Origin of the sequence: Halorussus sp. MSC15.2, from assembly GCF_010747475.1 — an archaeon.
Taxonomy (GTDB): Archaea; Halobacteriota; Halobacteria; order Halobacteriales; family Haladaptataceae; genus Halorussus.
Genome location: NZ_VSLZ01000005.1, coordinates 235,470 through 255,439, shown reverse-complemented (window position 1 = coordinate 255,439; position 19,970 = coordinate 235,470). Strand labels below are relative to the sequence as shown.

General features: G+C 66.0%; 18 protein-coding genes, 1 tRNA gene and 1 rRNA gene. 12 read left to right on the top strand and 8 right to left on the bottom strand.

The genetic code is table 11. The features are described 5' to 3' along the window. Positions 1-60 precede the first annotated feature (60 nt). Both rrf and FXF75_RS18145 read left to right on the top strand, forming a co-directional pair. Positions 61-182, top strand: a 5S ribosomal RNA gene (gene rrf / locus FXF75_RS18150). A 120-nt stretch (positions 183-302) separates the two neighbouring features. Beyond that, positions 303-378 (top strand) — tRNA-Cys (locus FXF75_RS18145). Between the two features lie 157 nt (positions 379-535). On the opposite strand, the gene FXF75_RS18140 is transcribed toward FXF75_RS18145, so the two are convergent. Together FXF75_RS18140 and FXF75_RS18135 are read right to left on the bottom strand one after the other, a co-directional pair. After that, on the bottom strand, positions 536-1,246 hold the full coding sequence (locus tag FXF75_RS18140) for a 5-formyltetrahydrofolate cyclo-ligase (protein ID WP_163523249.1): 711 nt from the start codon (positions 1,244-1,246) through the stop codon (positions 536-538). A 3-nt stretch (positions 1,247-1,249) separates the two neighbouring features. Continuing rightward, the gene (locus tag FXF75_RS18135) at positions 1,250-2,230 is read right to left on the bottom strand and encodes a Gfo/Idh/MocA family protein (RefSeq protein ID WP_163523248.1); all 981 of its coding nucleotides are present in this window, start codon (positions 2,228-2,230) and stop codon (positions 1,250-1,252) included. A gap of 266 nt (positions 2,231-2,496) precedes the next feature. Here FXF75_RS18135 and FXF75_RS18130 point away from each other — a divergent pair, with 266 nt between their 5' ends. Beyond that, positions 2,497-3,309 carry a hypothetical protein gene (locus FXF75_RS18130; protein ID WP_163523247.1) on the top strand — a complete coding sequence of 271 codons (813 nt, stop codon included), beginning with the start codon at positions 2,497-2,499 and terminating at the stop codon, positions 3,307-3,309. A 172-nt stretch (positions 3,310-3,481) separates the two neighbouring features. On the opposite strand, the gene FXF75_RS18125 is transcribed toward FXF75_RS18130, so the two are convergent. The 3 genes from FXF75_RS18125 to endA form a co-directional block, all read right to left on the bottom strand. Continuing rightward, on the bottom strand, positions 3,482-3,682 hold the full coding sequence (locus FXF75_RS18125) for a hypothetical protein (protein WP_163523246.1): 201 nt from the start codon (positions 3,680-3,682) through the stop codon (positions 3,482-3,484). 201 nt (positions 3,683-3,883) lie between these two features. Continuing rightward, the gene (locus FXF75_RS18120; protein WP_163523245.1) at positions 3,884-5,518 is read right to left on the bottom strand and encodes a tryptophan--tRNA ligase; all 1,635 of its coding nucleotides are present in this window, start codon (positions 5,516-5,518) and stop codon (positions 3,884-3,886) included. Next, positions 5,515-6,588 (bottom strand): tRNA-intron lyase, encoded by a 1,074-nt coding sequence (endA, locus tag FXF75_RS18115; protein WP_163523244.1) that lies wholly within the window; start codon positions 6,586-6,588, stop codon positions 5,515-5,517. The genes FXF75_RS18120 and endA overlap by 4 nt, the downstream gene beginning before the upstream one ends. Before the next feature lie 136 nt (positions 6,589-6,724). Here endA and FXF75_RS18110 point away from each other — a divergent pair, with 136 nt between their 5' ends. Beyond that, a complete protein-coding gene (locus FXF75_RS18110; protein WP_163523243.1) occupies positions 6,725-7,459 on the top strand; it encodes a phosphatase PAP2 family protein in 735 nt (244 codons plus the stop codon). A gap of 21 nt (positions 7,460-7,480) precedes the next feature. Here FXF75_RS18110 and FXF75_RS18105 read toward each other — a convergent pair whose 3' ends face one another. Continuing rightward, positions 7,481-8,272, bottom strand: coding sequence for a topoisomerase DNA-binding C4 zinc finger domain-containing protein (locus tag FXF75_RS18105; RefSeq protein WP_163523242.1), 792 nt, complete (start codon positions 8,270-8,272; stop codon positions 7,481-7,483). Between the two features lie 91 nt (positions 8,273-8,363). Here FXF75_RS18105 and FXF75_RS18100 point away from each other — a divergent pair, with 91 nt between their 5' ends. The 3 genes from FXF75_RS18100 to FXF75_RS18090 all read left to right on the top strand — a co-directional run bounded on the left by FXF75_RS18100 (position 8,364) and on the right by FXF75_RS18090 (position 11,792). Beyond that, complete coding sequence (locus tag FXF75_RS18100; protein WP_163523241.1) at positions 8,364-8,537, top strand: hypothetical protein; 174 nt, start codon at positions 8,364-8,366, stop codon at positions 8,535-8,537. 122 nt (positions 8,538-8,659) lie between these two features. After that, the gene (locus tag FXF75_RS18095; protein ID WP_309221859.1) at positions 8,660-9,307 is read left to right on the top strand and encodes an HAD family phosphatase; all 648 of its coding nucleotides are present in this window, start codon (positions 8,660-8,662) and stop codon (positions 9,305-9,307) included. A 121-nt stretch (positions 9,308-9,428) separates the two neighbouring features. After that, a complete protein-coding gene (locus tag FXF75_RS18090; protein WP_163523240.1) occupies positions 9,429-11,792 on the top strand; it encodes a DEAD/DEAH box helicase in 2,364 nt (787 codons plus the stop codon). 23 nt (positions 11,793-11,815) lie between these two features. Here FXF75_RS18090 and FXF75_RS18085 read toward each other — a convergent pair whose 3' ends face one another. Then, positions 11,816-13,213: an MATE family efflux transporter gene (locus FXF75_RS18085; RefSeq protein WP_163523239.1), complete on the bottom strand. Its 1,398-nt coding sequence runs from the start codon at positions 13,211-13,213 to the stop codon at positions 11,816-11,818. Between the two features lie 159 nt (positions 13,214-13,372). Here FXF75_RS18085 and FXF75_RS18080 point away from each other — a divergent pair, with 159 nt between their 5' ends. Beyond that, positions 13,373-14,002: a class II aldolase/adducin family protein gene (locus FXF75_RS18080; RefSeq protein ID WP_163523238.1), complete on the top strand. Its 630-nt coding sequence runs from the start codon at positions 13,373-13,375 to the stop codon at positions 14,000-14,002. Between the two features lie 166 nt (positions 14,003-14,168). Here the strand turns inward: FXF75_RS18080 and FXF75_RS18075 are convergent, their stop codons facing one another. Further along, positions 14,169-14,510 carry a DUF378 domain-containing protein gene (locus FXF75_RS18075; RefSeq protein ID WP_163523237.1) on the bottom strand — a complete coding sequence of 114 codons (342 nt, stop codon included), beginning with the start codon at positions 14,508-14,510 and terminating at the stop codon, positions 14,169-14,171. Positions 14,511-14,965: 455 nt separating this feature from the next. Here FXF75_RS18075 and lipA point away from each other — a divergent pair, with 455 nt between their 5' ends. The 4 genes from lipA (at position 14,966) to FXF75_RS18055 (ending at position 19,969) form a co-directional block, all read left to right on the top strand. Further along, positions 14,966-15,904 (top strand): lipoyl synthase, encoded by a 939-nt coding sequence (lipA, locus tag FXF75_RS18070; protein ID WP_163523236.1) that lies wholly within the window; start codon positions 14,966-14,968, stop codon positions 15,902-15,904. A gap of 351 nt (positions 15,905-16,255) precedes the next feature. Then, complete coding sequence (gene pdhA / locus FXF75_RS18065) at positions 16,256-17,377, top strand: pyruvate dehydrogenase (acetyl-transferring) E1 component subunit alpha (protein WP_205427811.1); 1,122 nt, start codon at positions 16,256-16,258, stop codon at positions 17,375-17,377. A gap of 3 nt (positions 17,378-17,380) precedes the next feature. Next, positions 17,381-18,385 (top strand): alpha-ketoacid dehydrogenase subunit beta, encoded by a 1,005-nt coding sequence (locus FXF75_RS18060; RefSeq protein ID WP_163523234.1) that lies wholly within the window; start codon positions 17,381-17,383, stop codon positions 18,383-18,385. 3 nt (positions 18,386-18,388) lie between these two features. Further along, a complete protein-coding gene (locus tag FXF75_RS18055; RefSeq protein WP_163523233.1) occupies positions 18,389-19,969 on the top strand; it encodes a dihydrolipoamide acetyltransferase family protein in 1,581 nt (526 codons plus the stop codon). The last annotated feature ends 1 nt before the right edge of the window (position 19,970 follow it).

Here is a 19,970-nt window from a genome sequence, read left to right as displayed (position 1 = left end):
CGACAGTTGAACCACCGACGTTGGACACGTAGTTCGCGGTTCGATTCCGCGAGTCGGCGTTAAGGCGGCCATAGCGGCGGGGAACCACCCGTACCCATCCCGAACACGGTAGTTAAGCCCGCCTGCGTTCCGGCAAGTACTGGAGTGCGCGAGCCTCTGGAAACCCCGGTTCGCCGCCACCCACTCATACCACACACCCGCTTCAGGCACCGCGCCCGAAGCGGGTTTCTTCATTTCGAACCAGACCACTACTACCGAAGACCGCTATATTTAAGCGCGACGAGGGAGTATCGAAAAACAGCGCCAAGGTGGCAGAGTCCGGCCGAACGCAGCGGCCTGCAGAGCCGCCTACCGCCGGTTCAAATCCGGCCCTTGGCTTTTTCACGGCTACCTCGACAACGAGTCGAACGTAACGCAAACCCGCTCGCTCAGTCGCTTCGCTCCTTCGCTCGCGCCCATCCCCTACCGGCACACGAGCTGTCGGTCCGCTGTTGGATTCCACCGATACGAGTCCCCGGGAGGACAGCAACCGACGTTAGGGCCGTCGTCGTTCCAAGGGGGGAATCTCTGCGATGCGTTCCTCGGAGAGTTCGTCCCAGAGCACGCCGTTCGGTTTCTCGTACTCCGTCTCCGTTCGGATAGTCTCGGTCGGCGTGACCACGAGGCCCATCGGCACGTCGTGGGCTTCGACTCGTATCTCCTCGTCGACCACCTGCGAGTCGTGGACAGTCGTCGCAATTGGTGTCTCCGCATCGACCAGTCCCAACTCTCGGAGGACTGCGTACTCGAGGTCACTGTACCCTTCGCCCTTCCCGACGCGTGCGCCACCCTCGGTGACTGCGACGCTGCCCGACACGACGAGGTCGATAGGTGCTACGTCCTCGGGCGGCACTTGTCGTGCGAACGATTCGACGTGGGAGATGGTCGGCGCGCTGTCGTACTCGTCGGCCGGAATCTCCTCGGGGTCGAGTTCGTAGAATGGCTCCTCGTCTCGGAGACGCGGAACTGCCATGTAGACGGTCTTGCCCTCGCGGAGCGCGCGCCGTCGGACGGGCAACTGCGGCGCGTCGGGGTTCGCCTTGATAGCTGCGGCGTCCTGCCACGCCCTCGTCTCGGCGAGGCGGTCGGCGGCGGCCTCGGCCCCGTCGAAGTTCGGGATGCGGTCGTGAGGCGGAAACGGGAAGCGCGCGATGCCCTCGGCTTCGAGATGGTCCCAGATTCGTTCGCGGAGTCGCTGTTTGCGCACCGGTCACACCTCCGACACCGTGACGGTCTCGCCGTTCTGCGCGCTCTCGTACAGCGCGTCGATTGTCGCCATGTTCCGGACCGCTTCGTCGGCGTCGGTGCGCGGAGACGTTCCCGACTCGACGCACTCGGCGAAGTGTTCGACCTCCAGTCGGTACTGGTCGGTCGGGTCGAACTGCTCGACGACGTGCCGGCCGCCGGTCTCGTACTCGATTTCGACGCCGCCGTCGCGCGGGACGAACGCGTCCCGCGCCTCGAGCCATCCGTCCTCGGCTTCGACGCGATACCACTGGGTATCGGCGGTCTCGAACCCGCAGGAGAGTTCGGCGGTCGCTCCGTCTCGGTCGTACTCCAACACGCCGGCCAGTTTCGTATCGACGTCGTACTCACCCGCGTCGTGGGTCGTCGCGTACGCCCGGTCCGGCTCGCCGAGGAAGAGTCGGGCCGCGCTGACCGCGTAACAGCCCACGTCCATCAGACTCCCGCCGGCGAGGGCCGGGTCGAGTCGGACGTTCTCGGAGTCGGCCATCGGGAACTGGAACGTGGCTTTCACCGAACGCACGTCGCCCAGTTGCTCGCGGACGATATCGGCCGCGCGTTCGGTCCGGGGATGATATCGGTACATGAACGCCTCCATGAGGGTGACGCCGCGCTCGTCGCAGTAATCGCCGACCGCGCGCGCCTCTGCGGCGTCTACCGCGAGCGGCTTCTCGCAGAGGACGTGCAGGCCGGCGTCCGCGGCTCTCTTCGTCCACTCAGCGTGGAGCGCGTTCGGGAGCGGGTTGTACACCGCGTCGAGGTCGTCGTCTTCGAGCAAGTTCTCGTAGGAGCCGTAGCTGCGCGCGATTCCAAACTCCTCGGCGAAGGCGTCTGCGCGTTCGGAATCGCGAGAGGCCACTGCGAGGACTTCGTGGTCGGTGGCTCGAATCGCCGGAACGACTGCCGACCGACCGATGTTGGCAGTGCTGATGACGCCGAATTTCATACTCGACAGGTCGTACGCCCGTCGGAAAAATCATACCACGCGTCCCGAACCTCCTGACACCCCGTGCGGCCGCGGCGTCGCTCGATTACCGCGGCCAGTTCCGCCTGCGCTTGGCGGGTCGCGATAGCAGTGTGCCGTCTCCGTCGTCACGACGGCGTCCGACGAGATGCCTCTGGTCCAGACCGAGACCGGACCGAGACCCGACCGAACCCGCCATCGTCGCCGAAAAGTAATCATTAAACGGCGCGCGTCGAAACGGTTCGAACATGCAACGACGAGCCGCGACGGTGTACGCCGTCCTCTTCCTCGTGATTGCCGCGGGGTCTTACTCGCTCATCGGAGTGGCCCAGGAACCGGGGATTGACGTTCAAGGGGAGACGTACGCCCAGAACGATACGCTAACCGTCAACGGCTACGAGTACACGGTCGCGTCGGTCGGTGACGGCGAGGGAACGCTGACGCGCGTCAACCAGTCGGCGCGCTACACCGCCACGTGGGAGAACAACTCGACGGTCCAGTTGGACAACTCCACGTACTTGGTCTCCATTCCCAACACGTCCGACCCGAGTCAGGTCACGCTCCGCCAGCAGTTCAACCTGAGCGACAACACCACCACGGTCGAGCAGAACGGCACCGAGTACGTCGTCGTGGACGACGGCCAGAACAAGTCGCTCGTTCCGGTCGACGAGTACAAGCGCCAGCAGTTCGGCGAACCCGACACCCGTCAGTACTCGGAGAGTCAGACCTTCCAGTTCGAGGGTAATCAGACGACCGTGACCAACGTCACCGCGGACGCCGCGACGCTGGCTTGGAACGCGCCGCGCACGCTGGAGACGTCGCTGAGCGATGGCGGGACCGTCGACCTCGGCCCGGAGAACAACAACCAGACGTTCGTCGCTCACTTCCCGGAGGGACAGGAGGGCGTCGTCCAACTCTCGCAGAACGTCGAAGCGTATCAGTCGCAGGTCGATGACATCGACCACTTCAACGAGCGAATCGCGGGACTGTGGGGCGTCACTATCCTGAGCGGCCTCACGGTCGTCCTGCTGTTCGGACTCGCCTTCCTGCCGAACAAGTAATCGCCGTCCGCCGTTTCTCCGCGGTTTCGGTTCGTCGTCTACCGACTGCTGATACAGTCTTCCCGTTCTTCCGTCGTGTCCCGCCGCTCTCTAAAAGAGAACTCTCTGCCGAACTCATACTCGATTAATCCGGACGTAGTGTCCGCCCGTCACCTCGAACTCGCCGAGTCGGTCACTCCCGGGCTAGCCACGCCAGACCCGCGCCGATGGCGATGGCCGCCACCGCGCCGAGACCCTGACCGACCATCAGCAGGATGCCGCCGGACTTGTACGCCCACGGCGTTCCGACGATAGTCGCGAGTCCGACGAGGACGAGCAGTGCGCCGAAACCGATGCCGAGCGGTTCGAGTTTGTCCGCGTTCGCAGTCGCCATGTGTCCTCGGTCCGTCCGCGAGGGGTTAACTGTTGTTGAAACGAGCGACGGCCGGAGACGAGTACGACGGTCGAAGACGGACTGGAGGGAGAAGGCGGACGAGAGGCTGAGATAGATGAAGGGAGACCGATGAGGGAGAGATAGAAGAAAGGAGAACAGGAAAGGAAGGTGACGAAAAACGAAGCCGTGCCCCGGTAGGCGTCAGTTTCGCTTGCGGTCGCTGTCCAACTCGATGTCGGCCCGTTCGAGCAGGTCTTCGACCTCCTCGCGCTTCTCTTGGTGCTCCGCGAGGAATTCCCGCATCAGTTGGGCGGCCTGCTCCTTGCAGTCGCCGCAGAGCCGTTCGCCGCCGACGCACTCGTCGTACACCTCCTTGGCGAACTCGTCGTCGTCGCCCGCGAGCAGGTAAGCGTAGAGTTCGTACACGGGACACTCGTCGGCCCGGCCGCCGAGTTCGCGTTGCTTCTCGGCCGTCTCGCGCCCGCCCGTAGTCGCGGCCTTCACCTTGTCGTAGCCGTCTTCCGGGTCGTCAAGCAGGCTGATGTGACTGGCCGGAACCGACGACGACATCTTGCCGCCGGTCAGGCCTGTCATGAATCGGTGGTAAATCGAGGAGGGCGCGACGAAACCGTAGCCGCCGTGGTCCATCTCGACCTCGCGGGCGAGCGCCTCGGCGTCCTCGCGGTCCATCCCGAAGGCGTCGATGTGCTCCTCGAAGACGCGCTTCTCGCCCTCGACCGCACCGATGAGCGCCTCGAAGGCCTCGTCGGTCGCATTCTGGTCGAGGAACCGAACGCGGGGCCGGAGCGGTTCCTTCCCGGCCTCGCCGAGTTTCGCCGCCACGCTGTCGCGGGCGTCGTCGGGAGCCATCTCCGCCTCCAGCCAGTCGGCGGCGTCCTCACAGCGGACCGTCTCTTCCTCGCCGACCTCCTCCGAGAGCGCGGCGTAGGCCGCCGCGAGCAGTTCCCGCTCTTCTTCGTCGGCCTCGAAACTCGCGTACGCCTTCGTCACGCCGAAGAACCGCGTCCGGGCCGCGAGGTCACGCGCGAGTCGGACGTGCGGGTCTTGGTCGGGACCGACCGGGATGACCGTGGGCTTGGGTTCGTCGAGTTGGGGATACAGGATGTCGGCCATCTGGGTCACGACGCTCTGCATGTGCGAGACGTTGGTCTCGCCGGAGAACCCGTAGATGTTCTCCAGTTCCGAGAAGTTCGCGTGCGACCCGAGTTCGAACGCCAAGTCCTGCACGTCGCGGTCGGCCGACTGCCGGTAGAGCGTCCCCTCTTCGGGGTCGAACCCGAGCGCCAGAAGCGAGAGCAGATAGTCGCGGGCGTGCTCGTCGATTTCGTCCCACGTCATCCCCCGAGCGCTGTTGGCTTCGAGGTCGGCGATGAGCGCGTAGGCGTCGCCGCCCTGCTGCTGGTGCCAGATTATCTCGTCGAACACCAACTTGTGACCGATGTGGGGGTCGCCGGTGGGCATGAACCCCGAGAGCGCCGCGAACGGTTCGTCGTTCTGCATCGCGCGGGCGACCCGGCGGTAGTCGCGGTGGCCGAAGATGACCCCGCGGCGCATCAGGTAGTGTGGGTCGGGGACCTCCGCGAGCATCTCGTCGAACTCCTCGATGCCGAACTCCTCGAACAGCTTCCGGTAGTCAGCGACCGTCGCCGACCCCCACGGGTCGAGCGTCGTCTCGCCGTCGTCCGTCGCGGTCCCGCCATCGGGAAGGGCCCGACGAACCTCCGAGGCGTCCGACTCGGAAAGCTCGTCTGGCAGTGGTTCCGCCGTCGTGCTGTCTGTCCCGTCCTCGCGACCGCTGTCTGTGTCTCGTGTCATGGTGTCAATCGACTCACGGAAATCCAATCGGTTATCTGTTCGTTGGGGCCTACGAGCGCAAAAATCATCCGTTTTCGGACCCCGTGAGCGAGTCGCACGTCGAGCGAGAGGTCCCGCGGCGAGAAGACGTGGTCGGCCGGGAGCACCCGTACCAGACACTCGGAGTGACCGAGGTCGTCCACCGATTCCACGTCGGCGTACGTTCGGAAGTCCGCGCCGAACTTGAACCCGGTTTTGGGTACGATACCGCGCTCGCGGAGCGCCCGGTAGACTCGGAGTCGGCGGTCGAACCGTCTTCCCTCGACCGTCCGGCCGCGCTCGCGGACCGTCCCGGCGTCCAGCGAGAGTACTCCCTCGCGGGCGAGGTAGGCCGCCTCGACCAGCGACAACTGGAGGATGCCCGACCGATTCCGGTCGCCGTCGCGCGCGTCGAGCGGTTGGCCGTAGAACCCTCGCTCGTGGAGGCCCGCTGGCGGGTCCCAGAGTAACACTCGGTCGTCGAGCAGGTCGGCGGCGACCCCGTGCGGGAGGTCGGTGCCGGAACTCCCGCGCAGGTCGGCCTCGTCGGTTTCGAGGTAGGTAATCTCGCTCTCCTCGTCCACGACCGCCAGTACCGCGTCGCCCAACTCCTCCGCGGGTACGTCCGCGCGTTCGCCCACGACCCGGATTCGGTAGAGCACCGAGTCGTCCCACGGTCCCTTGCCGCGGGGGTAGACCACGAAGTCGTCGTTCGACCGCGGGGCGTCTACCCACCCCTCGCGGTCGGGCGAGAGGTAGAACCCCCGGTCACGCAGGTCGGCGTACACCAGAAACCGGGCGACAATTTCCCCGCCCGCGTCGGCGAGGAACTCCCGGAATCCCATCTCCTCGTCGTCCGACTCGCCCCGACTCGCCGACCCAGTTCGCACGACGCTGTCGATGTCGCCCTTGAACAGCAGGTAGGCGGCTTCGACCCGCGAGAGCGCGATTTCCTGCCCCCCGAGCGGACGGCCGTACCCGCTGGAGTCGTAGTAGCGCTGGCGGGCGTCGCCGCCGACCACCACCTCGTCGTCACGCAGGCGTCCGTTCATGGTCGTCGTTCCGGTTCGCGGCGTCAAATGGCCTCCGGTGTTTCGGTGGCACCGCCGAACCGCCGAGTCGCCGGAGCCCCTTCCGCGACTCGTTCTATCCGAACGTTTATGCGTTTCTCCTGTCTGGAGCTGACGTATGACACGCGGAATCGGCGAGACCGAGTTCGTCTCGCGGCTCCCGGAAGCGGTGACCGCGGTCGCCGGACTCGTCACGCAACTCGGCGACATGTGGTTCGTGTTGCTCGGCGTCTGTGCCGTCTTCGTGCTGGGGGCCCGATACCGGTCGCTCACGGACTCCCCCGCGAGCGACTGCGTCTACCTGCTCGCGCTCACCCTCGGCGCGTACTCGCTGACGGCCGTTCTCAAGCATTTCTTCGCGCTTCCGCGTCCGCCGGGAGCCGCCACGGCGACGCCGCCAGCGTGGATTCCCGAACTGGGACGCGCGGCGTACGAGTCCATGGTGACCGGCGACGGGTACGGTTTCCCGAGCGGTCACGCGCTGAAGACGACTGTGGTCTACGGCGGCGCGGCGCTCGTACTCGACGTCTGGGACCGGAACCGCCGACTTGCCGTCGCGGGGGTACTGACCGCGCTGGTCGCGGCGTCGAGGGTCGTGCTCGGGGTTCACTACGTGGTGGACGTGGCGGTCGGCGTCACCGTCGGTGTCCTGTTTCTGGTCGCGGCGGTTCGGCTCACCGACCGGCGGCCGACGCGAGCGCTGGCGCTCTCGACGGCCCTCGGCGGTGTCGCGTTCGCGACGGCGGGAACGTTGAAGTCGGGACTCGCGCTCTCGGCCGCGGCGGTCGGTCTGGTCGTTTGGGCCGGGACCGACGGGTTCCGCGGCTTCCGAATCGACTCGACGCGGAGCTAGCTCCGGTATACCGCCGTTCCGTCAGTCCTCGTTCTCTGTTACGCTTTCTTCCGTATCGCGACTCTCTCCCACACCGCACTCGTGGTCGAGGCACTCCGACTCGTCGGTGGCACTGCGGACGAGGGGGAGACCGCACTCGCAGGTTCCCACCACCTCGCGGTCGGGGAGCGCGAACGTCACCTCGCAGTCGGGGTAGTTCTCACAGCCGAGAAACAGCGTGCGTTCGCGCAGGACCCGGAGGTCGCCGTCGCAGTCGGGACACGACCACTCCCGGTCGAACCGCCCGCGCACCGCGGCGTCGAGGTCCTCGCACTCCCGGTCCACGCAGAGTTCGAACCGCGCCCCGCGTTCGACCGCCATCCGGGGCAGGCCGCAGTCGCAGGTCGAATCGAGCATCGCGGCGTCCCGCGGGAGGCCGTACTCGGTGACGCAGTCGAGACAGGTGACTGAACCGCGGGCGCGGACCAGCGCGCCGTCGCAGTCCGGGCAGGTCCCGACGCGGACGCCCGCTGAGGTCGCGCTGTGGCGCGCGTGGTCGGGGTTGCCGTGGCTCTCGACGCGGAGGCGCTCCCCGTCTTTGACGGCGACGAGCGCGAACCCGCCTTCGCCGTCGGTCTCGCGGTGGACCGCGTTCGCGCGGGTGAGCCACGCGACCGGCTGATACCCTTCGGCGTCGTGGACGAGGACGGTGCCGTCGGGTTTGTGGACGACCACGACTCGACCGCGCTGGCGCGTCGGTTCCTCCTCGGTGTCCCCGCTCGTCGCGTAGGTCGTGGTACACGTTCCGGCGTAGACGTGGACAGTCTCGGTCACGAGCGGGGTTCGTCCCGGTTTCGGCCTTAAACTCTAGCGTGGCCGGACTCGGCGGCGGTTCCTTTTTGTTCCGAACTGACGAGTATCGGACATGATCTCCCGAGATACGAAGGAAACCGCGTTACTAGTCACCGTCGCCGTCGTCGGGTTCCTCGCCGCCAATGCGCTCGGCGCGCCGAGCGCCGTGGCTTGGGCTATCCTCATCGGCGTCGGCGGCGTCGGTCCCACCGTCCGCGACGAGTGGCGTCGCCGGCAGGACGCCTGACGGTCGCTCACTCCCGCGACCGGGCGCGTACCCGTCGGTGAACGTTCGGGAGATAGTGGCTCACGATATCGTTCCGCAACCGCCGCGGAAAACCTATCCCCGTCCGGGTCGTCGCTCCCCTCGTGCAATCGAAGGCTGTGCTGTTCGACATGGACGGCGTCATCGTGAACTCCGAACGCTACTGGGTCGAAATCGAGCAGGAGGAGATTCTCCCCGCCGCGGTGGAGGGGACGCCCGACACGAGCGAGACGACCGGGATGAACTTCCGGGAGATATACGACTACCTCGAAGAGCGCAACGAGATGACCGCCAGCAAGGACGAGTTCGTCGCCAGTTACGAGGAGGCGGCCCGCGACATCTACGGCGAGAAGGTCGCGCTGCAGGAGGGCTTCGAAGAACTGCTCGCCGACCTCCGCGAGGACGGCCGAACGGTCGCGCTGGTCTCGTCGTCGCCCCACGATTGGATAGACCGCATGCTCGACCGATTCGACCTCCGCGAGGCGTTCGACCGGATAATCAGCGCCGAGGAGATAGACGGGAAGAGCAAGCCCGAACCCGACGTCTACGAGTACGCCGCCGAGCAGGTCGGCGTGGGTCCGGAGGACTGCGTCGCGGTCGAGGACTCCACCAACGGCGTGAAGTCGGCGAAGGCGTCGGGGATGCGAGCCGTGGGGTATCGGAACCAGTCCGACGAGGAGTTGGACCTCTCGGCGGCCGACGCCGTCGCGGCGTCGCCCGCGGAGTTGCGCGAGATACTGCTGGACGAGTAGGTCGCTCGCTCGGCAGTTTCCGGTTGTGAGCGGGACCGCTCGGAGCAGTCGATTTCCGACTCGCGTCCTGTTCGTTCCGATAGAGAAACGCCTTTCCTCCCCCGTCCCCCTGAGACGAACGATGGAAGTCGCCGAGGCAGTCCCCGACCCCGAGTTCGCCGAGGTGTTCCCGTTCGAGGAGTTCAACGACATGCAGCGAGAGGTGGTCGACGCGCTCCTCGAGACCGACGAGAACGTGGTGGCGAGCGCACCGACTGCCAGTGGCAAGACCGCGCTGGCCGAACTCGCCATCTGCCGGACGCTCGAAGCGGGCGGCACCGCGCTGTTCGTCGCGCCGATGCGCGCGCTGACCAACGAGAAGGAGAGCGAGTGGGAGCGGTTCGAGGAACTGGGCTACTCGGTGTACGTCGTCACGGGCGAGCGCGACCTGAACCCCCGTCGCGCCGAGCGCGCCGACATCCTCGTGATGACTCCCGAGAAGACCGACTCGGCGACGCGCAAACACGACTCGCGGCGCTACGCGTTCATCCGGGACGTGGACTGCGTGGTCATCGACGAGGTCCACTTGCTCGACTCCGAGAAGCGCGGGAGCGTCCTCGAAGTCACGGTCTCCCGTCTCCGGCGACTCACCGACCCCCGCGTGGTCGCGCTCTCGGCCACGATGCCCAACGTCGAAGACGTGGCCGACTGGCTCGACGCGCCGCCCGAGACGACCTTCGAGTTCGGCGACGACTACCGCCCGGTGGACCTCCACTCGGGCGTCGAGACGTACACCCACGGCGATAACTCGTTCGCCGACAAGTACCGGCGGCTCTACCGCGCGCTGGACCTCGCCGAACCCCACATCCGCGACGACGGGCAGGCGCTCGTCTTCGTCTCTTCCCGGCAGGACACCGTACAGGCCGCCAAGAAGGCCCGCGACGAAATCGGCGAGCGCGACATCCCGATGGGCGCGCGCGGCGACTACGACTTCCACAACGAGGCCGACGACCTCCAGAACGACACACTCCGGAAGTCGGTGCTGGACGGCGTGGCCTTCCACCACGCAGGTCTCTCGAAGGGCGACAAGGACAAGGTCGAGGAGTGGTTCAAGCAGGGCAAGGTCCAACTCCTGTTCTCGACCTCCACGCTGGCGTGGGGCGTCAACCTCCCGGCCAGATGCGTCGTCCTCCGGGACACGAAGCTCCACGACCCGCTCGAAGGCGAGGTGGACATGAGTCCCCTCGACATCCTCCAGATGCTCGGCCGGGCCGGACGCCCCGAGTACGACGACGTGGGCTACGGCTGGGTGGTCTGCGACCGCTCGGAGGCCGACAAGTACCGGCGTCTCCTCCGCGAGGGCAAGGAGATAGAGTCCCGACTGGCGGAGGACTTGGACGCGCACCTCAACGCCGAAATCGCCATGGGGACCATCCGGGACCTCGGCGACGTGATGGACTGGCTCGAAACCACGTTCTACGACGTCCGCGCTCGCTCGAACCCCGACGAGTACGGCCTCGACGACGTTCAGGCGGACTTGAAGGACCGCGTACAGGACGCCCTCGACAGACTCAAACGCCGCGGCTTCGTGGACATCGACGAGGACGACCTCGGGGTCTCGGCCACGCCGCTGGGCAGACTCGCCTCGAAGTTCTACCTCCGCCTCGAAACCGCCGGGGAGTTCCGCGACCTCTCCGAACGAGACGACATCGAGACGGCGGACGTTCTCCGGACCGTCGCGGACGCCGCCGAGTTCGACAGCGTGAGCGCGCGCCAGTCCGAGCGCGAGGCGGTCGATTCGGTGCTGGTGGGCCAGAACGCGGGCGACTTGGACCCCGGCGCGCGCAAGATTCTCGCCATCCTGCGCTCGACCATGACGGGCACGACGCCCGCCGAACTCCGGAGCGACGCGTGGGTCATCACCCAGAACGCGCTCCGACTGCTCGCGGCGCTCCGGGCGTTCCTCGAACGGTTCGACCGCCCGAGGGCCGCCAACCTCGCGAGTCGCGTCGAGGCCCGCATCGAACACGGCGTGAGTTCCGACGCGGTCGGCCTGACCGCCATCGACGGCGTGGGGTCGGGCCGGGCGAGCAAGTTGGCGAAGGAGGGCATCGCCACGCCCGCCGACGTCCGCGAGGCGGGCGAGGACGGTCTGATAGACGCCGGTCTCACCGCGGGCGTCGCGGAGGCGGTTCTCGAGAGCGCCCGCGACCTGCCGCGCGTCGAAGTCGAGTGGGGGTCGTTCCCCGACTCGGTCCCCCGCGGCGAGAACGACATGCGCGAGGTGACGGTCCGAAACGCGGGGGACGGCACGAAGGTCGGCGTCCGCGTGACGGTCAACGGTGTCGAGATGACCGAGACGTCCACGTACCTCGACGGCGAGGAGACCGTTCCGGTGGGCGTCTTCGGCGGCACCGACGACGAGATGGAGTACGTCGTAGAAGTCGCGTTCCCGGAACTCCCCCTGCTTCCGGCGACCGACTCGCGGACGGTGCAGGTAGAGTAGTCAGTTTTCGCAGACCGATTCACTCAGTCCGCACTCGTGGCCGCCTGCTCCGCGGCCCGCTGTAACATCCCGTTGTTCGTGGTGTAGTAGTAGTACGCTCCGGCAGCGACGGCCGCCACGACGTTCGAGATGGTGACCGCCCAGAACACGGCGTGGACGCCGTAGTCGAGCCAGTAGGCTCCGACGGCCGCGATGGGGAGTCTGAGCGCCCAGTACTTCAGGAGTCCGGCGACCAAGCTGACCTTGGTCCGTCCCGCGCCGTTGAACCCGGCCTCGAACAGGTACATCGCCCCGATACCCCAGTAGCCGAGCACGAGGATGTTGAGGTAGTCCACGCTCAGCGCGACGGCCTCGGCGGACATGTCCGGCACGAAGGTGGTGACGATGAGTTCGGGTGCGGCCCACTGAATCGTGCCGAGGGCCGTCAGGCCGACCGCCGCGATGGCCGCGCCGACCCACGTGGTCCGGCGCGCCCGGTCGGGCCGGTCGGCACCGAGGTTCTGGCCGACGACGCTCTGGGCCGCGCTCATGAGACCCTGCGCGGGGACGAACGCCACCGTAGCGACCTGCGCGCCGAGGTTGTACGCCGCGAGTCCGGCGGCCCCGCCGACCGCGGAGATGATGGCGATGATGACCACTCGGACCGACTGACTGGCCGCGGTCTGCGCGCCGCGCGGCAGACCGATATCGACGATTTCGCGGTACTCGTCGAGGTCGAACCCGACGGCCTCCCGGGTGAGCGTGAACCCGTCCCGACCCCGCAAGTACAGGCCGAACATGACGAGAAACCCGGCGGTGTATCCGATACCGGTGGCCAGCGCAGCGCCCTGTATCCCCAGTCGCGGAAACGGGTTCCACCCGAGAATCAGGAACGGGTCGAGGACGACGTTGACGACGACGGCGGAGACGTTACCGTACATCGACGCCCGCGAGTCGCCCCATCCGATGAACCCTCCCTCCAGAGCGTCGCTCATGCTCGCGAACGGGAACAGGACGGCGAGCCACGCGATGTAGGTGGCCGCGAGCGAAGCCACCGTTTCTCCGGAGAGGAGTGCCGAGACGATTTCGTCTGCCCCGGCGAAGACGACCACGCCGACGACGATGCCGACGGCGAGCGCGGCCGTCACTCCGTGGAACATCGTCCGCCGCCCGCCGGAGAGGTCCTCCGCACCTACCCGCTGGGAGACGACGACTTGCGTCCCGGTCATCAGGACGATAGTCACGCTGAATAGCAATGCTGTCACTGGGAACACCACGCCGACTGCCGCGACGGCGTTCTCGCCGAGGCGGCCGACCCAGAACGTGTCGATTACCTGTTGGACGACGATTACCAGATTCTGAACGACTAACGGCGCTGCGAGAACCAACAGAGAGCGAACGAGCGAACCGTCGGTGATTTCCTCTCGCGAAACGTCTACCATCGTTTCCTCTTATCCGATACTAATAACATACTGGTCCCATTGATAAATTTTCCGATGCATCGTGGTCTACGTCTAATGGTGACATGCCACTTGCGTACGAACGTGTCGAATTTCCTACCCGGTAGAATATATAGTTACCCCTCTTCGGTCGAAATAGAGATGCTTGGAGCGGAACGCCGCGCGGTCGCCACCCGCGCACCGGACCTCGCGAGTCTCACGCCCGGCCGAACCGGAAATCTGAGCGTTCGGCGGGACGACCGGTTCGCAGTTACACCGACGGGCGTCGCCTACGACCGTATCCGCGCCGAAGACGTTCCGGTGGTCGCGCTGGACGGCGAACAGGTCGCGGGCGGGACGGCCCCGTCGAGCGAGACGCCGATGCACAGCGCGGTCTACCGCGAGTTCGACACGGGCGCGATAGTTCACACCCACTCGCCGTGGGCCTCGACGCTGGCGATTCTGCACGAACCGATTCCGCCGGTCCACTACATGCTCGCGCTGGCCGGAACCACGGTCCCGGTCGCAGACTACGCTACGTACGGTACGGCCGACCTCGCCGCGAACGCGGTGGCGGCGATGGAAGACGCCGACGCCGAGGCGTGTCTACTCGCTAACCACGGTCTACTCGCGACGGGCGAGGACGCCGACGACGCGCTCGAAACTGCGGTCAACGTCGAGTACACGGCCAGAATCTACTGTCAGGCCAAGGCGATGGGCGACCCCGTCCAACTCAGCGCCGACGAGATGGCCGAGGTGGCCGAGAAGTTCGAGGGTTACGGACAGGAGTGACTCACCTGCCTTCGTGCGCGTAGGAACTGCGCCGAGTGACACGCCATCACGTCGCTTGGTTTCGACCGACTGCTGGCGTCACTGGTTTTTCGACGAAGAACCGCAGGCCTATCCGCGAACAGTTCGTCCTGAAGTAATTCTCTCTGGGAGAACGCTCGGTGGGTGCTTAGGACTCGGTGTTCGTGTTGTCGGTGTCCGTGTCGGTGTAATCGGCGGTCGTGTCGGTTCTGGTCGTCGCGTCGCGCCGTCGTCGTTCGCGACTGGTCCGACGACTCGCCCGCGCCATCTTGTAGGCGGTGTAGAGCAGGTAGATGCCCGAGACGCCGACGAGAACGTAGATGAGATACTCGACGGTCTGTGCCGGACCGGGCCTGAAGATGGGTTCGAGTATCAGCGAGACGACGTTGATGGTCTCGCCCGTGAGTCCGGTGACGCCGAGGATGCCCCACGTTATCGCCCCCACGACGACCAGAACGATGGCGAGCCAGTCGAGTCCGTTTGTCTTCATGCTCGGGGGTAAGTACCTGACGTGCTTTGTTATTCGGGGCTTAGTGCGACGGAACGGTGTCGTACGTGGGTTCCGGACCGTTCCGCCGAGTTCTGTCGGCCCTGATTCGGTCAGCCTCGGGGTCGAATTGATTCGTTACCGAGGAACCGCGATTAACTATCTTATCGGTATAGAGACCTCGACGTCACTGACCGATTCTCGTGGATACGAGGTACTGTTCTCACTCGGTGTTACCGTGCGCGCCGCGGTTCGAAGTCACCGTCGAGGATGGCGAAGATGGTCGTTCATTTCACCTTCGAGCGACGCCGCTACTTCTCGCGGTCGGAACGACACATCGATTGGTTCGCGACGTGACGATGTGAGAACCAAAGCCGAAGACGCCAAAACCGACCGAATGCCCACCGCCAACCGGGAATACCCCACCCTTTTCACCACCCGCGTCCAACACACGGCCAATGAGTCGCCGCCGGAAACCCGACTGGCTCAAGATGCAACCGCCATCCGGCCGGGAGTTCACGGGTATCAAGCAGACCCTGCGAGACCACGACCTCAACACCGTGTGCGAGGAGGCCAACTGCCCGAACCTCGGCGAGTGCTGGAGCGGGAAGAACTCCGACTCCGGAGGCACTGCGACGTTCATGCTGATGGGCGACCAGTGTACCCGCAACTGCGGGTTCTGCGACGTGGACACCGGGGGCGGCCAGCCCTTGGACCCCGACGAACCCGCGAACGTAGCGAGCGCCGTCGCCGAAATCGGTCTCGACTACGTCGTCCTCACCTCCGTGGACCGCGACGACTTGGAGGGGCAGGGCGCGGCCCACTTCGCCCAGACGATTCGGGAGATAAAAGAGCGCGACCCCTCGATTCTCGTAGAGGTTCTCATCCCGGACTTCCGGGGCGAGGAGGACCTCGTCCGGAAGATTATCGACGCCGAACCCGACGTCATCGCCCACAACGTCGAGACGGTCGAGCGCCTCCAGCAACCGGTTCGAGACCCCCGCGCGGGCTACGACCAGAGCCTCGCGGTCCTCGAACAGGTCGAACGCGAGTCGGACATCTACACGAAGACCAGTCTCATGCTCGGGGTCGGCGAGTACGACCACGAGGTCTACCAGACGCTCAGCGACCTCCGAGAGACCGACGTGGACATCGTCACGCTCGGACAGTACCTCCAACCGTCGCGGACCCACCTCGACGTGGAGACGTACGTCCACCCCTCGAAGTTCGAGACGTGGCGGCGGGTCGCCGAGGACGAACTCGACTTCCTCTACTGCGCCAGCGGGCCGATGGTCCGGTCGTCGTACAAGGCGGGTGAGCTGTTCGTGGACGCGCTCCTCCGGGACGGCAAGACTGTCGAGCAGGCGCGCAGGGAAGCTCGCAGAGCTTCCGTCTGAGCGAGCGGGAGAGGACGCCCGCGAGACCCGACGTGCGTCGGTTTAAGTGGGTTCTTCTCCCCGTTACGGGCGATTCCGTAGCGTCTCCGCCTTCGTTCTCGGAGTACCGGTTCTAGTGGAATTGCAACCGAACGTCGGTTCGCGCAAGACTTGCCGTTCGTCCATCCAGTCCTCCAAAATTGGGACGTTAACAGACGAACGTCTATTACTTTCGCAGAAAATGTAGAAACCGCCGATTTAGGTCGGAGGAAATGAGGATTCTGATGGGAAAGTGGCGTAAGAATCGTACCTATGGAAAGTTAGTTACGAAAACCCTATAATGCGTGCCCGTGACCTATTCGATATGTTAGGATGGGTTCGACCGTGAGCATTGTACACCAAGACCCGACGGACCGCGTACAGGTCCTCGACGAGGACGGTAACGTGGTAGAGGGCGTGGACGTGCCCGACATCTCCGACGAGGAGCTGTTGGACATGTACCACGAGATGAAACTCATCCGCCACTTCGACGAGCGGGCGGTCTCGCTCAACCGGCAGGGACGGATGGGAACCTATCCGCCGCTCTCCGGACAGGAGGGTGCGCAAATCGGCAGCGCTCACGCGTTGGCGGACGACGACTGGATGTTTCCGAGCTACCGCGAGCACGGCGCGGCGCTCGTCCGCGGCCTGTCGCTGAAGCAGACCCTGCTGTACTGGATGGGCCACGAGCAGGGCAACGCCGTCCCCGACGACGCCAACATCTTCACCGTCGCCGTCCCCATCGCCACCCAGATTCCCCACGCGACCGGCGCGGCGTGGGCTTCGAAGCTGAAGGGCGAGGAGAGCGCCTTCCTCTGCTACTTCGGCGACGGTGCGACCAGCGAGGGTGACTTCCACGAGGGACTGAACTTCGCTGGCGTCTTCGACACGCCCACCGTCTTCTTCTGTAACAACAATCAGTGGGCAATCTCGGTGCCGCGCGAGCGCCAGACCGCCTCGGAGACCATCGCCCAGAAGGCGCAGGCGTACGGCTTCGAGGGCGTGCAGGTCGATGGAATGGACCCCCTCGCGGTGTACAAAGCGACGAAGGACGCCGTCGAGAAGGCCAAGAACCCCGACGAGGACGACCTCCGGCCGACTCTCATCGAGGCCGTCCAGTACCGCTACGGTGCCCACACCACGGCCGACGACCCCTCCGTCTATCGCGACGACGACGAGGTCGAGCGCTGGAAGCAGAAGGACCCCATCCCGCGACTCGAATCGTTCCTGCGCGACCGCGGCGTCCTCGACGACGAGACGGTCGAGACCATCGAGGAAGAGGTTGAGCAAGAGGTCGCGGACGCCATCGACGCGGCGGAAGCGGTCGAGCGACCCGACCCCGAGGAGATATTCGCGCACGTCTACGCCGACATGCCCCGGCACCTCCGCGAACAGCGCGACTGGTTTGAGGGGATTCGAGAACAGTACGGCGACGACGCACTTCTGGAGGACTGACCAATGAGCCAACAAGCACAACCAGAGCAGGAGACCGAGAACCTCACGCTAGTGCAGGCTGTTCGAGACGGACTGTACACCGAAATGCAGCAGGACGACGACGTCCTCGTCATGGGCGAGGATGTCGGCCGGAACGGCGGCGTGTTCCGCGCGACCGAGGGCCTCTACGACGAGTTCGGCGAGGACCGGGTCATCGACACCCCGCTCGCGGAGTCCGGCATCATCGGCACCGCCATCGGCATGGCGACCTACGGCCTGAAGCCGGTGCCGGAAATTCAGTTCATGGGGTTCATCTACCCCGGTTTCGACCAGATAGTGAGCCATGCCGCGCGCATGCGCACCCGTAGCCGCGGCCGGTTCACCTGTCCGATGGTCATCCGCGCGCCCTACGGCGGCGGCATCCGCGCGCCAGAACACCACTCCGAATCGACCGAGGCGTTCTTCGCCCACCAACCGGGCCTGAAGGTCGTCATCCCGAGCACCCCGTACGACACCAAGGGCCTGCTCACGTCGGCCATCCGCGACCCCGACCCGGTGATGTTCCTCGAACCGAAACTCATCTACCGGGCGTTCCGCGGCGAGGTGCCGACCGAGTCCTACGAGGTGCCCATCGGCGAGGCCGCTGTCCGCGAGGAAGGCTCGGACATCTCGGTGTTCACGTGGGGCGCGATGACCCGACCGACCGTCGAGGCCGCCGAGCAACTGGAGGGCGAAATCGACGTCGAAGTCGTGGACCTCCGGACCGTCTCGCCGCTCGACGAGGAGACCATCGTGGAGTCGTTCAAGAAGACCGGCCGGGCGGCGGTCGTCCACGAAGCACCGAAGTCCGGCGGACTGGGGGCCGAAATCAGCTCCATCATCCAAGAGGAGGCCCTGCTGTATCAGGAGGCCCCGGTCGAGCGCATCACCGGATTCGACACGCCGTTCCCGCTGTACGCGCTCGAAGACTACTACCTGCCCGAACCCGCCCGCATCAAGGAAGGCATCCGGGACGCCGTGAACTTCTGAACCATGGTACGAGAATTCAAGCTGCCAGACGTCGGCGAAGGCGTCGCAGAGGGCGAAATAGTCAGTTGGCTGGTCGAGGAAGGCGACACCGTCACCGAGGACCAACCCGTCGCCGAAGTCGAGACCGACAAGGCCATCGTAGAGGTCCCCTCGCCGGTCGATGGGACGGTCCGGGAAATCATCCCCGAAGAGGGCGAAGTCGTCGAAGTCGGTTCGGTCATCATCACCTTCGACGTCGAAGGTGAACCGGTCGAAGAGGGCCAGACGGAGGGCGAAGCACGGAGAGCCGCGGAGGCCGACGCCGGGGCCGCGGAAGCCGAGGCGTCCGGCAGCGAGACCGAGCAGGCGACCACGCAGGGCGACGCGACCGAGGAGACGGTCGCCGAGGAAGTCTCGACCGGCGAAGGCCGCGTGTTCGCCGCTCCGAGCGCGCGCCGCGTCGCCCGCGAACTCGGCGTGGATATCGCCGCAGTGGACGGGTCCGGTCCGAGCGGTCGCGTGACCGAGCAGGACGTGCGACGCGCCGCGGAGTCGGCCGACGCGGGGGGCGAACCCGGTGAACCGGACGTCTCCTCGCCCATGGACGGGTCCGCCAGTACCGGCGGCCCCGAGATGACGGAAACCCCCGCCGACAGCGGCAGTCCGTCGCCCGGCGCAGGCGGGTCGCCCTCTCCCGTCGAGTCGGCCGACCGCGACCGGACGCTGGCCGCGCCCGCGACCCGGCGCATCGCCGAGGAACAGGGCGTGGACCTGAACGCGGTGCCCGCGACCGAACAGCGTGACGGCGAGGCGTTCGTCACCAGCGAAGCCGTGATGCAGTACGCCGAGGCCCAGCGGCAGGCCCAGCAGTCCCAAGCCGAGACTGCCGCCCAGACGCCCGCTGGCGAGCGAGTCGAGCGCATCCAGTACAAAGGCGTCCGCAAGACCATCGGCGACGCGATGTCGCAGTCGAAGTACACCGCGCCCCACGTCACCCACCACGACACCGCGGTCGTGGACGCGCTCGTCGAGACGCGCGAGCGACTCAAGCCCCGGGCGGAGGAGCGGGGCATCCGCCTCACGTACATGCCGTTCGTCATGAAGGCGGTCGTCGCGTCGCTCAAGCAACACCCCAAACTGAACGCCGAACTTGACGAGGAGGCCGGCGAAATCCTGCGCAAGAACTACTACAACGTCGGCGTGGCGACCGCGACCGACGCCGGACTGATGGTCCCGGTCGTGGACGACGTGGACGGGAAGGGTCTGCTCCAGATATCCAGCGAGGTCAACGAACTGGTCCAGAAGGCCCGCGACCGCTCCATCTCGCGCGACGAGTTGCAGGGTTCGACGTTCAGCGTCACCAACTTCGGCGCCATCGGCGGCGAGTACGCCACGCCCATCCTCAACTACCCCGAGGCGGCCATCCTCGGCATCGGCGAGTTGAAACAGCGCCCGGTCGTCGAGGACGGCGAGGTCGTGGCCAAGCACACGCTGCCCATCTCGCTGACCATCGACCACCGCATCGTGGACGGGGCCGACGCCGCGGCGTTCGCCAACACGTTCATCGAGTACGTCGAGAACCCCGAACTCCTGCTGTTGGAGTAGC